This window comes from Microbacterium sp. BH-3-3-3 (assembly GCF_007679045.1).
GTDB lineage: Bacteria > Actinomycetota > Actinomycetes > Actinomycetales > Microbacteriaceae > Microbacterium > Microbacterium algihabitans.
On sequence record NZ_VEFS01000001.1, the window covers coordinates 478,250 to 496,651 of the forward strand.

Genomic DNA, 18,402 nt, shown 5'->3' on the forward strand with positions numbered 1-18,402 from the left:
GCTCGCAACGCGGCGCTCTCCACGCGCCGGAAGGCCCGCCCCACGAGGGGACGGGCCTTCCGGATGCCGCGGCTCAGACCAGGTCGAACCGGTCGAGCTCGGTGACCTTGCGCCACGCGGCGACGAAGTCGCGCACGAACTTCTCCTTGGCGTCGTCCGAGGCGTAGACCTCGGCGAGCGCGCGCAGCTCGGAGTTCGACGAGAACACCAGGTCGACGCGGGTGCCGATGCCGACCTTCTCGCCCGAGCCGTCCTTCGTGCCCTCGAACGCGTGCTTGCCGCTGTCGAGCGGCTTCCACGTCGTGCCGAGGTCGAGCAGGTTCGCGAACACGTCGTTGGTCAGGGCGCCGGGGGTGTCGGTGAACACGCCCCAGTCGCTGCCGTCCCAGTTGGCGCCGATCGCGCGCAGGCCGCCGACCAGCACGGTCATCTCGGGAGCGGTGAGCGTGAGCAGGTTGGCCTTGTCGAGCAGCAGGAACTCCGCCGGCAGCCGCGTCGAGCGCGAGGCGTAGTTGCGGAAGCCGTCGGCGACCGGCTCGAGCCAGCGGAACGACTCGATCTCGGTCTGCTCCTGCGAGGCGTCGGTGCGCCCGGGGGTGAAGGGCACCTCGACCTCGGCGCCGCCGGCGAGGGCGGCCTGCTCGACACCGGCGTTGCCCGCGAGCACGAGCAGGTCGGCGATCGACACCTTCTTCTCGCCCTGCGCGTCGAAGGCCGCCTTCACGCCTTCGAGGACGGAGAGAACGGATGCCAGCTGCTCGGGGTTGTTGATCGTCCAGCTCTTCTGCGGCTCGAGGCGGATGCGCGCGCCGTTCACGCCACCGCGCTTGTCGCTGCCGCGGAACGTGGAGGCCGCGGCCCACGTCGTGGTGACGAGCTGCTGCACCGTGAGGCCGCTGTCGAGGATCTGCTTCTTGAGCGCGGCGGCATCCGCCTCGTCGATCAGCGGGTGGTCGACGGCGGGCACGGGGTCCTGCCACACGAGCACCTCGGCGGGCACCTCGGAGCCGAGGTAGCGCTCGCGCGGTCCCATGTCGCGGTGGGTGAGCTTGAACCAGGCGCGGGCGAAGGCGTCCTGGAAAGCGGCCGGGTCCTCGGCGAAGCGGCGCGAGATCTTCTCATACGCCGGGTCGACGCGCAGCGCCAGGTCGCTCGTGAGCATGCGGGGCTCGCGGCGGCCGTCGGAGTGCGCCTCGGGGACCATGTCGGCTCCCCCGCCGTTCTTGGGACGCCACTGGTGCGCACCCGCGGGGCTCTGGAAGAGCTCCCACTCGTAGGCGAAGAGGATGTGGAAGAACTCGTTGTCCCAGCGGGTGGGGTGGTAGGTCCACGTGACCTCGAGGCCGCTGGTGATGGTGTCGTCGCCCTTGCCGGTGCCGTGGCTGTTCTTCCAGCCCAGGCCCTGGTCGTTGATGTCGGCGGCCTCGGGGTTGGCGCCGACGTGCGAGTCGCTCGCGGCACCGTGCGTCTTGCCGAAGGTGTGACCACCGGCGATGAGGGCGACGGTCTCCTCGTCGTTCATGGCCATGCGACCGAACGTCTCGCGGATGTCGTGGGCCGACAGCTGCGGATCGGGCTCGCCGTTGGGGCCCTCGGGGTTGACGTAGATGAGGCCCATCTGCACCGCCGCGAGCGGCTTCTCGAGCTCGCGGTTGCCCGTGTAACGCTCGTCGCCGAGCCACGTGGTCTCGGGGCCCCAGTACACGTCGTCGTCGGGCTCCCACACGTCGGTGCGGCCGCCGGCGAAGCCGAAGGTCGGGAAGCCCATGTCTTCGAGCGCGACGTTGCCGGCGAGGATCATGAGGTCGGCCCACGAGATCGACTGGCCGTACTTCTTCTTGACGGGCCAGAGCAGACGACGGGCCTTGTCGAGGTTGACGTTGTCGGGCCAGCTGTTCAGCGGGGCGAAGCGCTGCATGCCCGCGCCCGAGCCGCCGCGACCGTCGGTCACGCGGTAGGTGCCGGCGCTGTGCCAGGCCATGCGGATCATGAGGGGGCCGTAGTGGCCGAAGTCGGCGGGCCACCAGTCCTGCGAGGTGGTCATGACCTGCTGGATGTCGCTCTTGACGGCATCCAGGTCGAGGGCCTCGAAGGCGGCGCGGTAGTCGAAGCCTTCGTCGAGCGGGTCGCGCAGGGCGTTGTTCTTCGCGAGGATCTTGACGTTCAGGCTCTCGGGCCACCACACGCGGTTGGCGGAACCCTGGGTGGGGTGGGGCAGGGCGCCGGCGGGCTCGCTGTCGGCGGGGGCTTCGCCCACGGGCAGTCTGTTGTCGTCGGGGGCGGCGCCGTCGGGGAAGACGGGGCATCCGTTCAGAGTGTCGCTCATCGGGATCCTCTCGGTTTTTCGGCTTCGGATTCGGCTCGGCAATCGGAGCACACGCCCCAGAACGTCACCTCGGCGGTCTCGATGAGATAGCCGCTCCCCTCCGGCACGTGCAGGCACGGCGCCGACCCGACGACGCAGTCCACGTCGTCGATGCGACCGCAGCGGGTGCACACCACGTGGTGGTGGTTGTCGCCCACGCGCAGTTCGAAGGTGCCGGCGTGGCCGGCGGGTTCGATGCGGCGGGCGAGTCCCGCGTCGGCGAAGTCGCCGAGCGCGTTGTACACCGACTGCTTGCTCGTTCCGGGGAGGGAGCCGACGATGCGGTCGAAGACGTCGTCGGCGGTGGCGTGCGGCCGGGCGCGGAGGGCGTCGAGCACGGCGACGCGTGTCGCCGTGACCCGCAGCCCGGCTCCGCGGATGAGGGCATCCGCGGCGGCATCCGGCTGACTGTCGAGCATGTCGCCAGTCTAGCTAGTTTTGAGTGAATCAAAAATGACACGCCGGGGAACGGTCGGGAACGCGGGGCGATGGATCACCCGAGAGATCGGATGCCGTCAGCCCGCGGTGAGCGTGGGAGTCCCGGCCTCGTACTCCGTGAGGTCGCCGGTCTCGCCCGCTCGCGCCGCGCGACGCCCGACCCACAGCATGTAGAAGAGGAACACCCCGAGGACCGCGGCCCCGATGGCGATCTTGATCTGCCAGGGCCACTCGCGCGGGGTCACGAAGCCCTCGACGACACCCGAGAGGGCGAGGGCGAACACGAGCCCGACCGCGATCGTGGCCAGCGAGCGCCCGGCGGCAGCGAGTGCCTCGCCCCGCGTGCGCCGGCCCGGCGCGACCCACGCCCAGAAGATCTGCAGGCCCGCCGCCCCCGCGACGAAGATCGCGGTGAGCTCGAGCAGACCGTGCGGGAGGATGAACTGGAAGAACACGTCGGCCCGGTCGAAGGCGATCATGATGGCGGCCGACTGCCCCACGTTGACGGCGTTCTGCATGATGACCATCGCCGGCCAGATGCCGGTGACGCCGAACAGCACGCACTGCGCCGCGATCCACGCGTTGTTCGTCCAGACGGTGCCGGCGAAGATCGCGTTCGGGTTCTCGCGGTAATAGCTCACGAACTGCTCGTCGGCGTAGTTCTGCAGTTGGCTCTCGGCGCCGAGCGAGGCGACGGCGGCGGGATTGCCCGAGATCCACAGCGCCATGAGGGTCGCCACGATCACGAAGAAGACCGCCACCCCGAGCGTCGTCCAGCGCACGCGGTACAGCGCGGCCGGAAGCTGCAGCACGAAGAAACGCGGCAGCTGCTTCAGCACGTTCTCGCGAACCCCGGTGAGTCGCAGGCGCGTGCGGGCGAGCAGCACCGAGACGTAGTCGCCCTCGGGCGTGCGACCGGCGGAGGTCTTGATGTCGGCGAGATCGGCGGATGCCGCGCGGTAGCGCGTCACGAGCTCGTCGACCTCGGCCCCGCGCAGACGCCGGCGACGGCCCAGTTCGTCGAGCCGCGCCCACTCGTCCCGCCGCGCGGCCGTGAGGGCGTCGAGGTCCATGTGGTCAACTGTACGCATGGCTTCGTCGTCGACCCCCGTTCCCGCGGTCGCTCTCGTGCACGAGAGCGCCGAGGAGACGTTGACGGGCGAGGCCGTCGCGCTCGACGTGCAGCCGATCGGCTTCTTCCTGCGCGCGGTCGGATGCCTCATCGACTTCGTCGTCGGCGTCGTGGTGCTCATCGGCGGGGCCATCCTGCTCACGGCGCTGGTGACCAACGGGGCGCTGCCCGAGTCGGCGATCGGCATCGGCGTCATCTCGCTGTTCGTTCTCGTGATGGTCGCCATCCCGACCGTGGTCGAGACCCTCTCCCGCGGCCGCAGTCTCGGCCGGCTCGCGGTGGGGGCGCGCATCGTGCGCACCGACGGCGGGGCCGCGGGCTTCCGTCAGGCCCTCATCCGCGCGCTCACCGGCGTGCTCGAGATCTGGTTCACCTTCGGCGCGGTCGCCGCCGCGGTGGGCATATTCACCCCGCGCGCGCAGCGCCTGGGCGATCTGCTGGCCGGCACCGCGAGCGAGCGCACGCGCACGCGTCGCCTGCCCCCGCCCGCTCCCGGGTTGCCCCCGGGTATGGAGGCGTGGGCGGCCGTCGCCGACGTCTCACGCCTGCCCGACCGGCTCGCCGCGCGCCTGGCGCAGTTCGTGCGGGGTGCCGACGCCCTCGAGCCCGCCGCACGGGCGCGCGTCGCCGCGTCGCTGGCCGAGTCCGTGCGCCCGTACGTCTCGCCCGTCCCCCCGGTGGATGCCGAGATGCTCGTGCGGGCGGTGTCGTCGGTGCGCCGCGACCGGGAGTACCGCGCCCTGCTGCTCGAGAACGAGCGGGCCGCGGCCCTCACCGAGAAGGCGTGACCGCGTAAGTCGGCGGTGATCGTCGCCGCGGCGGCGACGCGTGTGTCACGCCCGGGAGGGCGGGCAGCCGCTCAGGCGCGCAGCGTCTCGTGCCGCACGACGACCCAGCCCTTGGGAACGGAGAGGCGGTCGGCGTGGATCGCGCACAGGTCGTGGGCGTGCGGATCGCCGGCGGGGCCCAGCGGGCCGAGGGCCGCCATCTGGTCGCCGTAGTCGTAGGTGAGGGTGCTCATCGCCTCGCGGGCGCATCCCACCTTCGAGCAGAGTCTGTCGCGCATCGCGGTCAGCCTAGCCACCCCCTCCGACACCGCGACGACGCCGCGCCGCGCATCGCCCGGCGCGTCATGCCTTGCGTCGACGCGGGGCGGCGGAGCGCGGCGGATCCGCCCGCAGGTGATCGGCGGCGCGCTGCAGGATCCGCCCCAGGTCGACGATGTCGGCGTCGGTGAGCGACGAGAACAGCAGGCGGTGCAACGCATCGATGTGGCCGGGGAAGACGGCGCCGAGCACGTCGCGCCCCGCCGAGGTGAGGGCGACCACCACGCTGCGCTCGTCGTCGGGTGACGGCGCCCTCGTCACCAGCCCCCGCCCCTCGAGTACCTGCGCCTGGTAGGTCAGTCCGCTGCGACTGTAGACGACGCGGTCGGCCAGATCCGTCATGCGCAGGCGCCCGTCGGGACTGTCGCCCAGGGTCGCCAGCAGCTGGAACTGCACGTAGCTCAGATCGCCGGCATCGCGGAGCTGCTTCTCGACCGCGTGCCGAAGCAGGCTGCTCACCTCGGTGAAGGCGAAGTACGCCTGGAGCTGCGTGGGGGTGACCTCCGCGGTGTTCCGTGTCATATCGAGATCCTATCTTGCTTCGAGTTCGTAGCAGTGTTAGCGTTCCGGTATTGCTTCGAATCCAAAGCACTTACGAGAGGACACCCCATGAAGGCCATGCGATTCCACGAAGTGGGCGGACCCGACGTCCTGCGACTCGACGACGTCGAGCTGCCGGCCCCCGGCCCGGGGCAGGTGCGACTGAAGGTCGCGGCATCCGCGTTCAACGCCGCCGACAACGGCATGCGTGCCGGGTTCCTCCCCATTCCCGTCGAGCTCCCCCACGTGCCCGGCTATGACGTGTCGGGCACGGTCGATGCGATCGGTGCCGGCGTCGACGACCTCGAGATCGGCCAGCCGGTGGTCGGGTTCCTCCCGATGCAGACCGACGGCGGCGCCGCGGAGTTCGTCGTGGCCCCGGCCGACGCCGTCACGGCTGCTCCCCGCGCCGTCGATCTCGTCGATGCAGCGGCCCTCCCTTCGGTGGCACTGACCGCGTGGCAGGCGCTGTTCGACGACGGCGGGCTCCGCGCCGGCCAGCGGCTGTTGATCGTGGGCGCCGGAGGAGCCGTCGGCGTCCACGCCGTGCGCCTCGCCCACCGCGCCGGGGCGCACGTCATCGCGACGGCGAGCCCGCGCAGCCTCGACGCCGTGCGTGCGGCGGGAGCCGACCAGATCGTCGACCGCACGCGCGCCTCACTGCTCGACTCCGTCGCCGAACCCGTCGACGTGCTGCTGAACCTTGCCCCTCTCGACCCCGACGACTTCGCCGCCCTGGTCGCCCTCGTGCGCGACGGCGGGGTCGTGGTCAGCACCACGGCGTTCATGGCGACCCCGGGCGACGACCGCCGTGGCGTCGACGCCAAGACCGTCTTCGTCCGGGCCGACACCCCGCGGCTCGCCGAGATCGTCGCCCTCGTCGACGCGGGAGAGCTCACCGTCGAGGTCGACCGGCGCATCGACCTCGTCGACCTGCCCGCTCTGCACGCCGAGGCCATGGCGGGACGCATCGCCGGCAAGGTCGTCGTCGTCCCGTGAGTCGATCGCGGTCCGCCTCGGCGTCTCCCGCGCCGATGCCGACCCGCGGGCCGTCCGGCGTCCGCCGGATGACCGCGGGTCGGCCCGCGAACGTAGGATGAACGCATGATGCGTCGTCGGTCCCGCGAAGCGCGACCCGTGGCCCGCCCCTCGCGTCACGGTCGGCACGGTCGCGAGAACCGCAGCCCGATCGTGCGGCCGCCCCTCCCCCCGATCGACACCCGCGTCGAGCGCTTCGACGTCGCCGTCGGCGCGGCGGCCGAGTTCCTGCGCTCCGCATGGTCCGATCTGCGCGAGGTGTCGTTCGAGATCGGCATCATGCCACCCGCGGCAGCCGACGGCATCCCGCGCTGGACGGTGCTGCGCGACGAGAAGCGCATCATCCTCTACCGCGTGCCGATCGAGCGGCTCGGTCACCCGCACCACGACGACGACCTGCACCGCCGCATGATGATCGAGGGCGCCGTGTTCCGCGCCGCCGCCGAGTACCTCGACCGCGACCCGTGGGACCTCGGTCCCGAGCGGTTCCGCTTCTTCTGAGCCCGACCCGCGCGGTCAGGGCAGGATCGTGAGCGCCCCGGCCGCGGCATCCGCGGGCCACAGCGGGTAGGCCGCCAGGGCCCCCGTGCCGGTGTACGACACCGCGGCGCGCACCGGCTCCGCCGACTCGAGCCGGTAGATCCCGGATGCCACGGCGACGGCCGCCGTGCCCCCCGCGGGAACGGCGGTGGTGATCGCCTCGCCGCCGTCGACGGGAGTGAGCGTCACGGAGGCGTCGGCGTCTTCGGTCGCCAGCACGATCGACGAGCCCACGCCGGGCGCGACGGCGACGACGGTGGGTTCGGTGATGCGCGGAGCGGGCACGTACCAGGCGAAGTCGGCCCCCTCGCCGAACCCGGTGGTCGACCAGGTCGCCCCGACGATCGGGGCGGTCGCCGAGACCTCGACCGTGTATGCGCCGGCCGCGAGGCCCGAGAGGTCGAGCGAGGTCGGCAGGCCGGCGGTGAGCGGAACGTCGGTCGGAGCGGCCTCGGCCCCGGCGGCGTCGACGGGGATCACGCGCACGGTGGCGGTGACATCGGACCCGGGCGACAGCAGACGCACGATCGTGCCCGCCTGGCCCTCTCCGGTGGTGAGCACCTGCACGCCGGGCATGACCAGACGCGTGTCGGCCTGGGCGAGAGGGGCGACCTGGTCGATGCCGCCGGGCAGCAGCAGGCGCGTCAGGCTCGCCTGCAGCGAGGCGTGCACCGGGGCTCCCGACGACACGACGCGCACGACGGGGCTCTCCTCGCCGAGAAGCAGGCCCGCGAGCGGCACGACCTTGCGCTCGCGCGCCGGGACGACGAGGTTCTGGCCCCCGGGTGGGGTCGACACGCCCTGCGCGCCGTACACCGACAGCTGCACGGTGGCGGGCACGTCGCCGGGGTTGGCCAGCACGACGAGGTCGTTCGCGCCGGTCGTCGACGCTCCGCCGACCAGCCACGACTCGGCCTCCGGCGGGCGGCACGCGGATGCCGAGAACCCGACGAGGTCGTCGGAGGCCACGGTCGCCGATCCGGCGGCGGCCAACGGCGTCTCGGAGCGGTCCTGGGGCGCCGCGCGCAGCGCCTGGGCGTCGCCGTCGGCATCCGCCGTCGCTCCGGAGAGCTGCTCGGCCTGGGCGTCGGCGTCGGCGGGGCCGCTGACGAGCTGCTGCGCGGCGGCGGCGCTCAGCCCTCCGGCAGAGTCGGCGCTGCGCCCGAGGGCGAGCAGCGGTCCGTCGCACGCGAGCACCGTGTCACCGGGGGCGGGGGTCGACTCGACCCGCACGGGGGTGGCGGTGTACGAGGGCCACGGCGCGGCGATGCCGACGACCGTGCCGACGACGGCCGCGGTCGCCACGGCGGTGCCGGCGACGACGCGGGCGCTCGTGGCGGCGAAGCGGGCCATGCGGTTCTCGCTCATCGCGATCCTCCCGAGCTCGGACCGACGATGCGGGGCGTGCGGCGCGCGGTCCGCCGCGAGGCGGCCGTGGGCACGGCGAGCAGCAGAGCCACCAGCAGCACGCCCAGGGAGCCGGCGGCGACCACTCGCTGCAGACCCAGTCGGTGCGCGTCGAGTTCGGGACGCGGGGTCACCTCGGCGTTCACGCGCCAGAGGTCGCCGCGCGAGGTCTCGCCGACCGGGTCGAGCGAGTCGCGCTGGTCGAGAGAGGTCGCCGCCCCGAGGCGCGTGCCGCGGATGACGTCGTCTTCGCCCGCGGGCGCCGACTCGAGCAGCACGAAGGCGATGCCGTGGGCGGCCAGGCGCGACACCACGTCGTCGGACGACGGGGTGACGAGATCGGCGGCGAGATCGGCCAGCTCGAGGTCTTCGGGCGTCGGCGAGGTGCGGGTGGCCTGCAGGGTGCTCTGGCCCGACAGCGTCGCGCTGCCGCCCCAGACGACGTCGACGCGCAGGCCGTCGGCGCGCGGGTCGAGCACGATCGTGCCCAGATTCAGCGACCCGCGCCCCTCGGCCGCGACGAAGGCGGGCAGGGTCGACACGGGTCCGTTGACGAGCGTCGATCGGCCCGATGCCTCGGTCGCCACCTGAGCGGTCAGCGCGGGAGCCACGCTGACGGCGAGCGCGACCAGGGCCACCAGAGCGCCGAGCGGTCGCAGCACGGCGACGCGCGCCGGAACCCCCGCGTCGAGGGCGACCAGGGCGCCCCCCACGAGCCCGATCCACGCGAGACTGAGCCCCGCGCCCGGCCACAGCGGCACGGCGACCGAGTGGTCGAACGAGAGGGCCACGCCGACGGCGGCGAACGCGGTCGCCAGGCCCGTGGCCGTGATCAGGATGAGGCCGGATGCCGTGATCCACCGCGGCGTGAGCACCGCCAACACGGCGAGCACGGCCAGCGGGGCGACGAGCAGGCCGACCCACCACACCGAGCCGCCGGTGAGCGACACCCATCCGCCCGGGTCGGAGGTGGGGAAGCCCGCCGCGAGCAGCGTTCGTCCGAGCGGGTCGGCGGTGGCCTCGGCGCCGCGGTACGGCACGCCGGGGTCGGCGAGGAGGGCCCACGGGTCGCCGGCGCGCAGGCGCGTCCACACGAGGGGCGCGAAGATCACGGCCGAGGGCACGAGCAGCCACACCACGCGGGCGATGCCGCGTGCGGCCACGAGGGCGACGACGACGAGCGCGGCCGACCACAGCACCACCACGGCGGGGGCCAGCGAGGGCGCGCACGCCAGCACGCCCACGAGCAGAACGGATGCCGCTCCGGCCGGGGCCCACGAGCGGTGCGCGACGCTCGCGGCGTAGAACAGCCAGGGCAGCAGCAGGTGAACGAGCACGCCCGCCGGTCGACCCTCGACGATCGCGGCGAGGAAGGTCGGCGCGAGGGCCCAGGCGAGTCCGCCGACGATGCGCAGCAGCGACGACTCGGTCACGCGCGTGGCGGCGAACCATCCGCCGAGCACGGCGAGCGGCAGGGCGAGCACCCACAGCACGACGAAGGCGCGCGAGGGCTCGCCGGGCGAGAGGGTGCCGATGAGGGCGACGAGGCTCGAGAACGGGTCGGCGGGGCCGATCGCGTCGAGGCCGAGGGGGCGGGCGCCCCACGCGGCGTCCTGCCACAGCTGGGTGACGTTCGCGCGCAGCGGCGCCAGAGCTCCCCCGCCGAGCACCGGCCAGGCCAGGAGCGGGAAGAACAGCGCCGCCGACACAGCGAGGGTGCCGAGCACGGTCCACGCCCCTCCGCCGACGAAGAACCGCAGCTCCGACCGCACGGGGGCCTCGGGGTCGGCGACGTCGCCCTCGAAGCGCAAGCGCATCTCGGAGCGCGTGACGCGCAGCGGCGCGAGACGCGACCACCCCACGACCCGCGACGTGCGGATGCGGCGGCGGGCGCGGGCGACGGCCGCGGGCCGCGCCATCACGAGCAAGGTGGCGCCCCACTCGGGGAGCACCCGGTACGGCACCTTCGTCACCAGGTGCAGGATCGTGCACCAGAGCGCGAGCGGCAGGAACGACAGCCAGTGCAGCAGCACCGTGGGCGCGGGGGCGTAGACGAGACGGCGATGCAGCTGGGCGGTGCGGGTCGCGAACGCGCGGCGCCGCGCACGACGCCGGCCTCGCGCCATCGCGGCCACGCCGTCACCGGCGACCGCCACGCGGGCGGTCGGCACGAGAGAGACGAGGTGGCCGGCCAGGCGCGCGCGAACGCCCAGATCGAGGCCCTCGTCGGCTCCGCCGAGAGCGGGGTCGAGACCGCCGAGCTGCAGCCATGCGTCGCGACGCACGAGCATGCCGCGCACGTCGGCGCCGAGTACGTCGGCGTCGCCGTCGCGCTGTCCCTGGTCGAGTTCTCCGGCGGCGAGCTCGACGGCTCCCCCGTACCGGTTCATGCTCACGCCGAGAGAGAGGATCTCGTCGCGGTCGTCCCACGCGATGAGCTTGGGGGCGGCGACCACGAGCGAGGGCGAGAGCTCGAGCGCGCCGGCGAGGCGCACGAGCGCGTCAGGGTCGGGGGCGGTGTCCTGCGCGAGCAGCCACACCGCATCTCCCGTGAGTCGGGGCGTCGCGAGGGCCGTCGCGACGGCGAAAGGCGTTCCGGCGGGGGCGGTGATGACGCCTTCGGCACCGGATGCCGCCGCCAGTTGCGTCAGCGCCGAGTCGGCGCCGCACAGCACGATCGTCAGCGCGTCGACGGGTCGGGTCTGCGCCGCGAGTGCAGCGAGGGTTCTCTGCAGATGCTGCGCGGCGGGCGTGCGTCCTTCAGGGCGCACGACGAGGAGGGCGTGTACACGGGCGGGCATGACGCGGATCAGCCTAAGCGCGGTCGCGGACGATCGCGGACGCCGCGCCGTCGCCGACGGGATCGCTCAGGCGGGCGATCGACCGCTCAGGCGCGACGCTTGAGCTTGCGGCGCTCGCGCTCGCTGAGGCCGCCCCAGATGCCGAAGCGCTCGTCGTTCTGCAGCGCGTACTCGAGGCACTCGGTCTTGACGTCGCACGAGGTGCAGATGCGCTTCGCGTCGCGCGTCGAGCCACCCTTCTCGGGGAAGAACGCCTCGGGGTCGGTCTGCGAGCACAGCGCGTCGGTCTGCCAGGCGAGGGTGTTCTCTTCGACGGCGTCGATGTCGCGACGGACGCCGGGTACGCCGAGATCGACCGGATCAACGAACCAGTTGTCCGGGACTCCGGACCGGTACTGCGATGTCGCCATCTCGTCCTCCGCCTCGTTCACGCCCCCATGACACGTCTTCTGACGATGTGTCGCGCAGTCATAATTACACCCGTGTGATTCGCGAGAGTCAAGTCGCGGATCGTAAACCCTCAAGGCCGACGTGAACCTTTAGACGAGCGCTCGGCGTGTCGCACTCAGCTCCCGGGCATCGCGACGAAGACGTCGCCACCGCCGTCGGTCGTCAGCGGCGTCTCGTCGGGCGTGACGAGCGCGGCCTGCCCGGGGGCCAGCGTGATGCTGCGGCCCGACGAGCCCGTCACGCGTGCCTCTCCCCCGACGCAGAGGGCGATCGCGACACCGGAGAGCTCCAGCACAGCCGTGTCGCCACCGGCGATGAGATGCCCGAGGGCGAAGTCCGCGATGCCCGGCGCGAAGACCTCCGCCTGCGGACCGGCCGGCGCGGGACGCAGGAACGGCGGGTCGGCGGGCGCGAAGTCGACGAGGTGCAGAAGCTCGTCCACGTCGATGTGCTTGGGCGTCAGGCCGCCGCGCAGCACGTTGTCGCTCGCGGCCATGATCTCCACACCGAGACCGTCGACATAGGCGTGCAGCACGCCGGCCGGCACGAAGATCGCCTCGCCGCGGCGCAGGTGCACGAGGTTCATCAGCAGGGCGACGACGATGCCCGGGTCGGCCGGGTAGGCCGTGTGCAGCGACCGCACGAGGGCCAGCTCGGCGGCGAAGTCGTCGGACGAGGCCGAGGCCGCGGCATCCACGATCTGGGCCACGTCCGCGGCATCCGCCTCTCCGAGCACCCAGCCGATCGCCGCGCGGAGCGCGTCGGGGGCGGAGGCGGCGGACAGGTGGCCGCGCAGCGTCGAGACGGCGGGCGCGTCGCCCAGCACGTCGATCAGCGCGCGAGTGCGCTCGAGGTCGCGGAGCCCCGCGAGGGCGGTGAACGTCTCGCTCAGGGCGACGATCACCTCGGGCTTGTGGTTGTCGTCCTTGTAGTTGCGCTCGGCGGCGTCGCGCGCGACGCCCGCCCCCTCCTCACGGGCGAAGCCCTCGACCGCCTGCTGCTTCGAGGGGTGCACCTGGATCGACAGCGGCGCTCCGGCCGCGAGCAGTTTGAGCAGGTAGGGCAGCTTCGCCGGGAGCCCGTCGCCGGCCGCCGGCAGCCATCGGTCCAGCGTGAGCCCCGACCCGTCGTGCACCTCGGCGGGAGAACCGGGGTGGTCACCGAACCACACCTCGGCCTCGGGCGCCCCCGACGGCTCGCGGCCCTCGAGGTCGGCGAGCAGCGTCGGGCTCCCCCAGGCGTAGTCGCGGGGCGCGTTCGAGAGGGCGATCAGCACGGCGTCAGCCTACCGGCCGGGCCCCTCGTCTCCGGATGCCGACGGGTACCCTGAGATCACCATGGCGATGTACACGAATCACCCGGTGTCGGCGTTGCCGACGGCGCCCCCGCGCGAGACGACGGGGCACCTGCTGCTGCGCGCCTGGTGCGTCTTCGTGCTCGTGCTCGCGCTCGGCGGCGTCGGGCTCGTCAACGCCGTCGGTCCGGTCGTCACCGCGGTGGTGGTCGTGGCCTCGGCCGTCGTCTCGGCCGTCGTCTGGCTCGTGACGCGCCCGCCCTTCGCCGTGCGGCGCCTGCCCTGGCTGGCGTTCGGATACGTCGCGTGGGCGATCGCCTCGCTCGCGTGGAGCGCCTGGCCCGCGGCATCCGCCCTCACGCTCCTCCTGCTGGTCATCACGACGTTCCAGGGGCTCTTCGTCGGCGCCATGCTCACGTGGCGCGACGTCGTGCGGGCTGTCGCGTCCGCGGCGAAGTGGATCGTCGGTCTCTCGCTGCTGTTCGAGGTCGCCGTCTCGCTCATCGTGCGCGGACCGCTCCTGCCCGGATTCGTGGTGCCCTCCGAGCGCATGGACCCCATCGTCTACTGGTCGCGCGACAACCTCTTCGACGGCGGTCGCATCCAGGGCGTGTTCGGAAACGCGAACCTGTTGGCCGCCGTGATGCTCGTCGCCATCATCGTCTTCGCCGTGCGCATCGCCGCGGGCGCGCCGCGCCGCGCCCTGCTGTGGGTGTGGATCGCGATCGCCGCCTTCCTCTTCGTGCGGGCGGGATCGGCCACCGCCTTCATCGCCGCGGCCTTCGTCGCCCTCGTGCTGGGCACGGTGCTGGTCATGCGCACCGCACGACGCCCCGGCGAGCGCACGCGCTGGTACCTGCTCTACGCCGCGGTCGGGCTCGGCGGCGGGGCGGTGCTGTGGTTCGGCCGCGACGCCCTCTTCGGCGTGATGGGCCGCGGAGCCGACCTCACCGGCCGCGAGGGGATCTGGGCCGACGTGATCGCCCGCGCCTCGCAGCATCCGTTCGTCGGCTGGGGCTTCTCCACCCCCTGGATCGCCACCGAGCCTCACTTCGACGGATGGATCGTCGACCACGGCCAGACCGTCGTGCAGGCGCACAGCATGTGGCTCGACGTCTTCCTGCAGCTCGGCGGGATCGGTGTCGCCCTGCTCGGCCTCGTTTATCTCGCGTACGTGTGGCGGTCGTGGTTCTTCGCCGTCGACCGCCCGCGCTGGGACCTGCGCGACGACCGTCCGCACTCCCCGTTGACGCTGCTGCCCACCCTGATCGGTGCACTGCTCGTCGTGCAGGGGCTGACCGAGTCCGGCCCGCTCCTGCTGTGGGGCTGGATGTTCGTGGTGCTGTTCGGTGCGAAGATCAAGCAGACCCCGCTGGTCGGGGTGGGACCGAGCGAGCAGAGCATCTCGATCGAGCGCGGCGAGCTGCCGAGACCCGCACCGTGACCGGCGCGCCGGACGCGCGGCGCCCGCTTCCTCCGCTGTCGTCGCCCGCGTTCGCCCGCGCCTTCGCCCTCGCGGTGTTCGCCGCCGTCTTCGCCCGCTTCGCCATCGTCGCGGTCGCGGGAGAGGTCACCTGGGCCACCATCGTCGCCGGACTGTGCGCGGTGGGAGCAGCCGTGCTGTACGCCCGTCGCGACGAGCTCGAGCTCGTTCGTCTCGCCCCGACGACGCTCGTCCTGCTGGTCGCGTGGGCCGGCGCGAGCGTGTTCTGGAGCCCGAGCGCGACCCAGTCCCTCGGCGGCTGGTCGGCCTTCGCGGCGCTCGCGTTCCTGGCGGTCGTCCTCGGCCACGTCCGCGACGCCCTGCAGACCGTGCGGGCTCTCGGCGACGTGCTGCGCTGGCTGCTGGGCATCTCGCTCGCGCTCGAGGTGCTCAGTGGCATCCTGCTCGATCTGCCCATCCCCTTCCTCGGCATCCAGGGCGCCATCGCCGAGCTGGGTCCGGTGCAGGGGATCTTCGGCACCCGCAACGCGCTGGGCTTCGTGACGGTGATCGCCCTCATCACCTTCCTCGTGGAGTTCCGCACCCAGTCGGTGAGCGTGGCCACGGCGATCGCCTCGGTCGTGCTCGCGGGTACCCTCGCGGCGCTGAGCGGCTCGCCCACCGTGATCGTCGTCGCCGCCGCGACGGGGGTCGCCGCCCTCGCCCTGTGGACGATGCGACGCGTGCCCGCCGCATGGAGGGGACGAGCGCAGGCCGCGCTCGGCTCCGTCGTCGTGGTGGGGATCGCGGGCGCGTGGGCCTTTCGCGCCCCTCTCGTCGACACCCTCGGCGCCGGAGCCGATCTGACGCTGCGCACCGACCTGTGGGCGCGGCTGGTGCACCTGAGCGAGATGCGCCCCGTGCAGGGCTTCGGCTGGTTCGGCGAATGGGTGAACGACGTCGTGCCCTTCGCCCTGGTCCCCCTCGGTCTCGGCGAGACGCACGCCTCCGCGCTGAACGCCTACCTCGACGTGCTCCTGCAGCTCGGCGCGGTGGGCCTGCTGCTGTTCGTCGCCCTCGGCGGGCTCGGGCTCGCGCGCGGGTGGCTCGTCGCGAGCGATCGCCGCTCGGTCGTGCACGCGTGGGCGCCGCTGACGCTGGTCGCCCTGCTGACGGTGTCGATGTTCGAGAGCTTCACCCTCACCGGCGCCGGCTGGCTGCTGCTGGCGCTGTGCGCGGTGCGCGCGGGCCAGTCGCGGTCGTGGCGCGAACGCCTCGAACAGCGCATGGCGTCCTCACCGACGGGAGGCTCCGAGGAGGGCCGGTTATGATCGTGCGTGCTATGACCGCGCACGCCGACGCCACCCCGATCCCTGCGGATTCCGCATTCGACCCGTCGTCGGCGACCATCGTCGTCGTCACCTACAACCGCACGCACCTGCTGACCCGCCTGCTCGACAGCATCGAGCGGATGGATCCCGCGCCCGGGCACCTCGTCGTGATCGACAACGCGTCCACCGACGACACCACCGCGGTGGTCGAGTCGTACCGCGACCGGCTCCCCACGACGCTGGTGTACCGCCGCCTCGAGACCAACACGGGCGGTTCCGGCGGCTTCAGCGAGGGCATGCGCGTCGCCTTTGAGCTCGGCTCCGAGTGGATCTGGCTGATGGACGACGACGTCGAGGTGGTCTCCGACGGCCTCGCGCGCATGGGGCACTGGGCTCCGCGGTTCCGCAGCATCCAGGGGCGCCGCTACGACTACGACGGCAGCGAGTTCTACTGGCAGTACCGCGTGGCCGAGTCGATGGCGATCCCCATCCCCTTCGCGCCCGCCGGCTTCGACTCGTCGGGGTACAAGCCGATGAACTCCGGATGCTTCGAGGGCATGTTCATCCACCGCGACATCGTCGCGCGGATCGGCCTGCCCGACCCCCGCTTCTTCATCTACTGGGACGACCAGCTCTACGGCTGGCTCGCCTCGCGGCAGACCCCGTCGGTCATCGTGAACGAATTCGTGCTGCGGCGCACGCGCGAGATCAAGCAGTGGGACATGGGCATCCGCCACATGAACGCCTCGAGCGACGCGTACCGGTACTACATCATGCGCAACCGCGCGTACCTGCAGAAGTACTACCGCGAGCTCGGCGTCTACCGGCCGCTGCCCTTCGCCGCGGGCACGGCGCTGACCTTCGTCAAGGAGCTCATCCGCCTGGTCGTGGTGGAGCGAAAGGCCAAGGGCACGAGCCACCTGTTCCGTGGACTCCGCGACGGACGCCGCATCTCGCGCGACGCGTCGTGGAAGCCCATGCCGCCGCTCGCGCCTCAGCCCGTCGCGTAGTCGACGTTGTAGCGCTCGAGCACCTCGGCGATCGGGGCGTCGAGCACGAGGGCGCCCTTGTCGAGGTACAGCCCGCGCGTGCAGAAGCGGCGCAGGTCGCGTTCGTTGTGGCTGACGAAGAACAGCGTGCGCCCCGCGGCGAGCAGCTCGTCGATGCGTCGATAGCACTTCTCGCGGAACGCGCGGTCGCCGACGGCGAGCACCTCGTCGACGAGCAGGATCGGCTCGTCCAGCTGCGACACCACGGAGAACGCCAGGCGCACCTTCATGCCGTTCGACAGGTGCTTGTAGGGGGTGTCGACGAAGTCGCCGATCTCGGCGAAGCCGATCATGTCGTCGAAGCGGCGCGACACCTCGGCACGCGGCATCCCGTGCAGTCCCGCCGTCAGGCGCACGTTCTCGCGCACCGTGAGGTCGCCGACGAAACCGCCGGTGATCTCGATGAGCGGGGCCACTCCCCCCTCGACCGTCACCTGCCCCTCGTCGGGCAGCAGCACCCCGGCGACGAGCTTGAGCAGCGTCGACTTGCCCTGGCCGTTGCGCCCGACCACGCCGATCGACTCCCCCGGCTCGACGCGGAACGACACGTCGCGCAGGGCCCAGAACTCGTCGGGGCGCGAGCGTCGCTCGGCGCCACCGAACAGGTCTTTGAACGAGCGGCCCCCGCGGCGGTTGCGCCGGAAGCGCACGCCGAGGCCGTCCACCTCTATCGCGGGACCGGACATCACAGCTCCTTCAGCACGGGACGCTCGAGCCGGGGGAAGACGAGAAGACCGAGACCCAGGATGCCGAGGCTCACGGCCGCGCCCACGACGACGGTCAGCGTGTCCCACTGGTCGGGGAAGAACCCGACGCGGTACAGGGTGAAGATGCCCGACAGCGGGTTGAACGCCGCGATGTCGGCGAAGACCCCGGGCAGGTTGTGCACGCCGTAGATGATCGGCGAGGCGTAGAACAGCGCCCGCAGCACGAGGCGCGTGGTGCGCTCGAGATCGCCGAACATCACGCACAGCGGCGCGATGATCAGACCGAGCCCCACCAGCAGCGCGGTCTGCAGCACCACGGCGAGGGGGAAAGCCAGCAGGGCCCACGACACCTGCGCGCCGCCGAACACCGCGAACAGCACGAGCACCGGGAGCGAGAAGAAGAACTCGACGCCCTTGCTCACGACGATCCTGTCGACCCAGATCCAGCGCGGGATCGAGGTCGAGCGCACGAGCCGGGCGTCCTTCTTGAACGCCTTCGTGAAGTCGCTCACCGCGGAGTTGAACCACACCCACGGCAGCAGCGCCGTGATGAGGAACACGATGTAGGGCTCCTCCCCCACGGTGCGGTGGAACACCTGGGTGAAGACGAACCAGTAGATCGCGCTCATCACGAGCGGATCGAGCACCGACCAGAGGTACCCCAGCGCACTCGTGGAATAGCGCACGCGCAGATCGCGCGCCGACAGCAACCACAGCGAGTGGAGGGAGCGCCGCACCGATCCGGGGGCGCCGACGGCGGCGGGGGTCATCCGCACGATTC

The 18,402-nt window shown here is 72.2% G+C and carries 17 protein-coding genes; 6 read left to right on the forward strand and 11 right to left on the reverse strand.

What is annotated here, in order from left to right; genetic code table 11:
- Positions 1-73 precede the first annotated feature (73 nt).
- The 3 genes from katG to FS769_RS02290 all read right to left on the reverse strand — a co-directional run bounded on the left by katG (position 74) and on the right by FS769_RS02290 (position 3,876).
- On the reverse strand, positions 74-2,326 hold the full coding sequence (gene katG / locus FS769_RS02280) for a catalase/peroxidase HPI (protein ID WP_144828841.1): 2,253 nt from the start codon (positions 2,324-2,326) through the stop codon (positions 74-76).
- Positions 2,323-2,784, reverse strand: coding sequence for a Fur family transcriptional regulator (locus tag FS769_RS02285; protein ID WP_144828844.1), 462 nt, complete (start codon positions 2,782-2,784; stop codon positions 2,323-2,325). Before FS769_RS02285 ends, katG begins: the two co-directional genes overlap by 4 nt.
- Before the next feature lie 96 nt (positions 2,785-2,880).
- Positions 2,881-3,876, reverse strand: coding sequence for a stage II sporulation protein M (locus FS769_RS02290; RefSeq protein ID WP_144828847.1), 996 nt, complete (start codon positions 3,874-3,876; stop codon positions 2,881-2,883).
- A 16-nt stretch (positions 3,877-3,892) separates the two neighbouring features.
- Here FS769_RS02290 and FS769_RS02295 point away from each other — a divergent pair, with 16 nt between their 5' ends.
- Positions 3,893-4,723 carry an RDD family protein gene (locus FS769_RS02295; protein ID WP_144828850.1) on the forward strand — a complete coding sequence of 277 codons (831 nt, stop codon included), beginning with the start codon at positions 3,893-3,895 and terminating at the stop codon, positions 4,721-4,723.
- Between the two features lie 71 nt (positions 4,724-4,794).
- On the opposite strand, the gene FS769_RS02300 is transcribed toward FS769_RS02295, so the two are convergent.
- Positions 4,795-5,001, reverse strand: coding sequence for a DUF3499 family protein (locus FS769_RS02300; RefSeq protein ID WP_136587001.1), 207 nt, complete (start codon positions 4,999-5,001; stop codon positions 4,795-4,797).
- Positions 5,002-5,065: 64 nt separating this feature from the next.
- A complete protein-coding gene (locus tag FS769_RS02305; protein WP_144828853.1) occupies positions 5,066-5,563 on the reverse strand; it encodes a MarR family winged helix-turn-helix transcriptional regulator in 498 nt (165 codons plus the stop codon).
- Between the two features lie 87 nt (positions 5,564-5,650).
- Between FS769_RS02305 and FS769_RS02310 the strand changes: the two genes are divergently transcribed.
- Together FS769_RS02310 and FS769_RS02315 are read left to right on the forward strand one after the other, a co-directional pair.
- Positions 5,651-6,580 (forward strand): NADP-dependent oxidoreductase, encoded by a 930-nt coding sequence (locus FS769_RS02310; protein WP_144828856.1) that lies wholly within the window; start codon positions 5,651-5,653, stop codon positions 6,578-6,580.
- A gap of 105 nt (positions 6,581-6,685) precedes the next feature.
- Complete coding sequence (locus FS769_RS02315) at positions 6,686-7,120, forward strand: hypothetical protein (RefSeq protein WP_230704316.1); 435 nt, start codon at positions 6,686-6,688, stop codon at positions 7,118-7,120.
- A 15-nt stretch (positions 7,121-7,135) separates the two neighbouring features.
- Here the strand turns inward: FS769_RS02315 and FS769_RS02320 are convergent, their stop codons facing one another.
- The 4 genes from FS769_RS02320 to manA form a co-directional block, all read right to left on the reverse strand.
- On the reverse strand, positions 7,136-8,527 hold the full coding sequence (locus FS769_RS02320; RefSeq protein ID WP_144828859.1) for a DUF5719 family protein: 1,392 nt from the start codon (positions 8,525-8,527) through the stop codon (positions 7,136-7,138).
- Positions 8,524-11,367 carry a glycosyltransferase gene (locus FS769_RS02325; protein ID WP_144828861.1) on the reverse strand — a complete coding sequence of 948 codons (2,844 nt, stop codon included), beginning with the start codon at positions 11,365-11,367 and terminating at the stop codon, positions 8,524-8,526. The genes FS769_RS02320 and FS769_RS02325 overlap by 4 nt, the downstream gene beginning before the upstream one ends.
- A gap of 86 nt (positions 11,368-11,453) precedes the next feature.
- Entirely contained in the window at positions 11,454-11,777 is a 324-nt protein-coding gene (locus tag FS769_RS02330; RefSeq protein ID WP_144828863.1) for a WhiB family transcriptional regulator, read from the reverse strand.
- A gap of 155 nt (positions 11,778-11,932) precedes the next feature.
- Positions 11,933-13,093 carry a mannose-6-phosphate isomerase, class I gene (gene manA, locus FS769_RS02335; protein ID WP_144828865.1) on the reverse strand — a complete coding sequence of 387 codons (1,161 nt, stop codon included), beginning with the start codon at positions 13,091-13,093 and terminating at the stop codon, positions 11,933-11,935.
- Positions 13,094-13,154: 61 nt separating this feature from the next.
- Here manA and FS769_RS02340 point away from each other — a divergent pair, with 61 nt between their 5' ends.
- Genes FS769_RS02340 through FS769_RS02350 form a run of 3 tightly spaced genes read left to right on the forward strand, consistent with a single transcriptional unit; the run spans position 13,155 to position 16,875 of the window.
- Positions 13,155-14,555, forward strand: coding sequence for an O-antigen ligase (locus FS769_RS02340; RefSeq protein WP_144828867.1), 1,401 nt, complete (start codon positions 13,155-13,157; stop codon positions 14,553-14,555).
- Positions 14,552-15,865, forward strand: a complete 1,314-nt coding sequence (locus FS769_RS02345) for an O-antigen ligase (RefSeq protein ID WP_260979671.1) — start codon at positions 14,552-14,554, stop codon at positions 15,863-15,865. Before FS769_RS02340 ends, FS769_RS02345 begins: the two co-directional genes overlap by 4 nt.
- The gene (locus tag FS769_RS02350; RefSeq protein ID WP_260979672.1) at positions 15,862-16,875 is read left to right on the forward strand and encodes a glycosyltransferase family 2 protein; all 1,014 of its coding nucleotides are present in this window, start codon (positions 15,862-15,864) and stop codon (positions 16,873-16,875) included. Before FS769_RS02345 ends, FS769_RS02350 begins: the two co-directional genes overlap by 4 nt.
- On the opposite strand, the gene FS769_RS02355 is transcribed toward FS769_RS02350, so the two are convergent.
- Entirely contained in the window at positions 16,860-17,600 is a 741-nt protein-coding gene (locus tag FS769_RS02355) for an ABC transporter ATP-binding protein (protein WP_144828869.1), read from the reverse strand. The two genes, FS769_RS02350 and FS769_RS02355, sit on opposite strands and share 16 nt — an antisense overlap.
- Positions 17,600-18,391 carry an ABC transporter permease gene (locus FS769_RS02360; RefSeq protein ID WP_144828871.1) on the reverse strand — a complete coding sequence of 264 codons (792 nt, stop codon included), beginning with the start codon at positions 18,389-18,391 and terminating at the stop codon, positions 17,600-17,602. Before FS769_RS02360 ends, FS769_RS02355 begins: the two co-directional genes overlap by 1 nt.
- Positions 18,392-18,402: the final 11 nt, after the last annotated feature.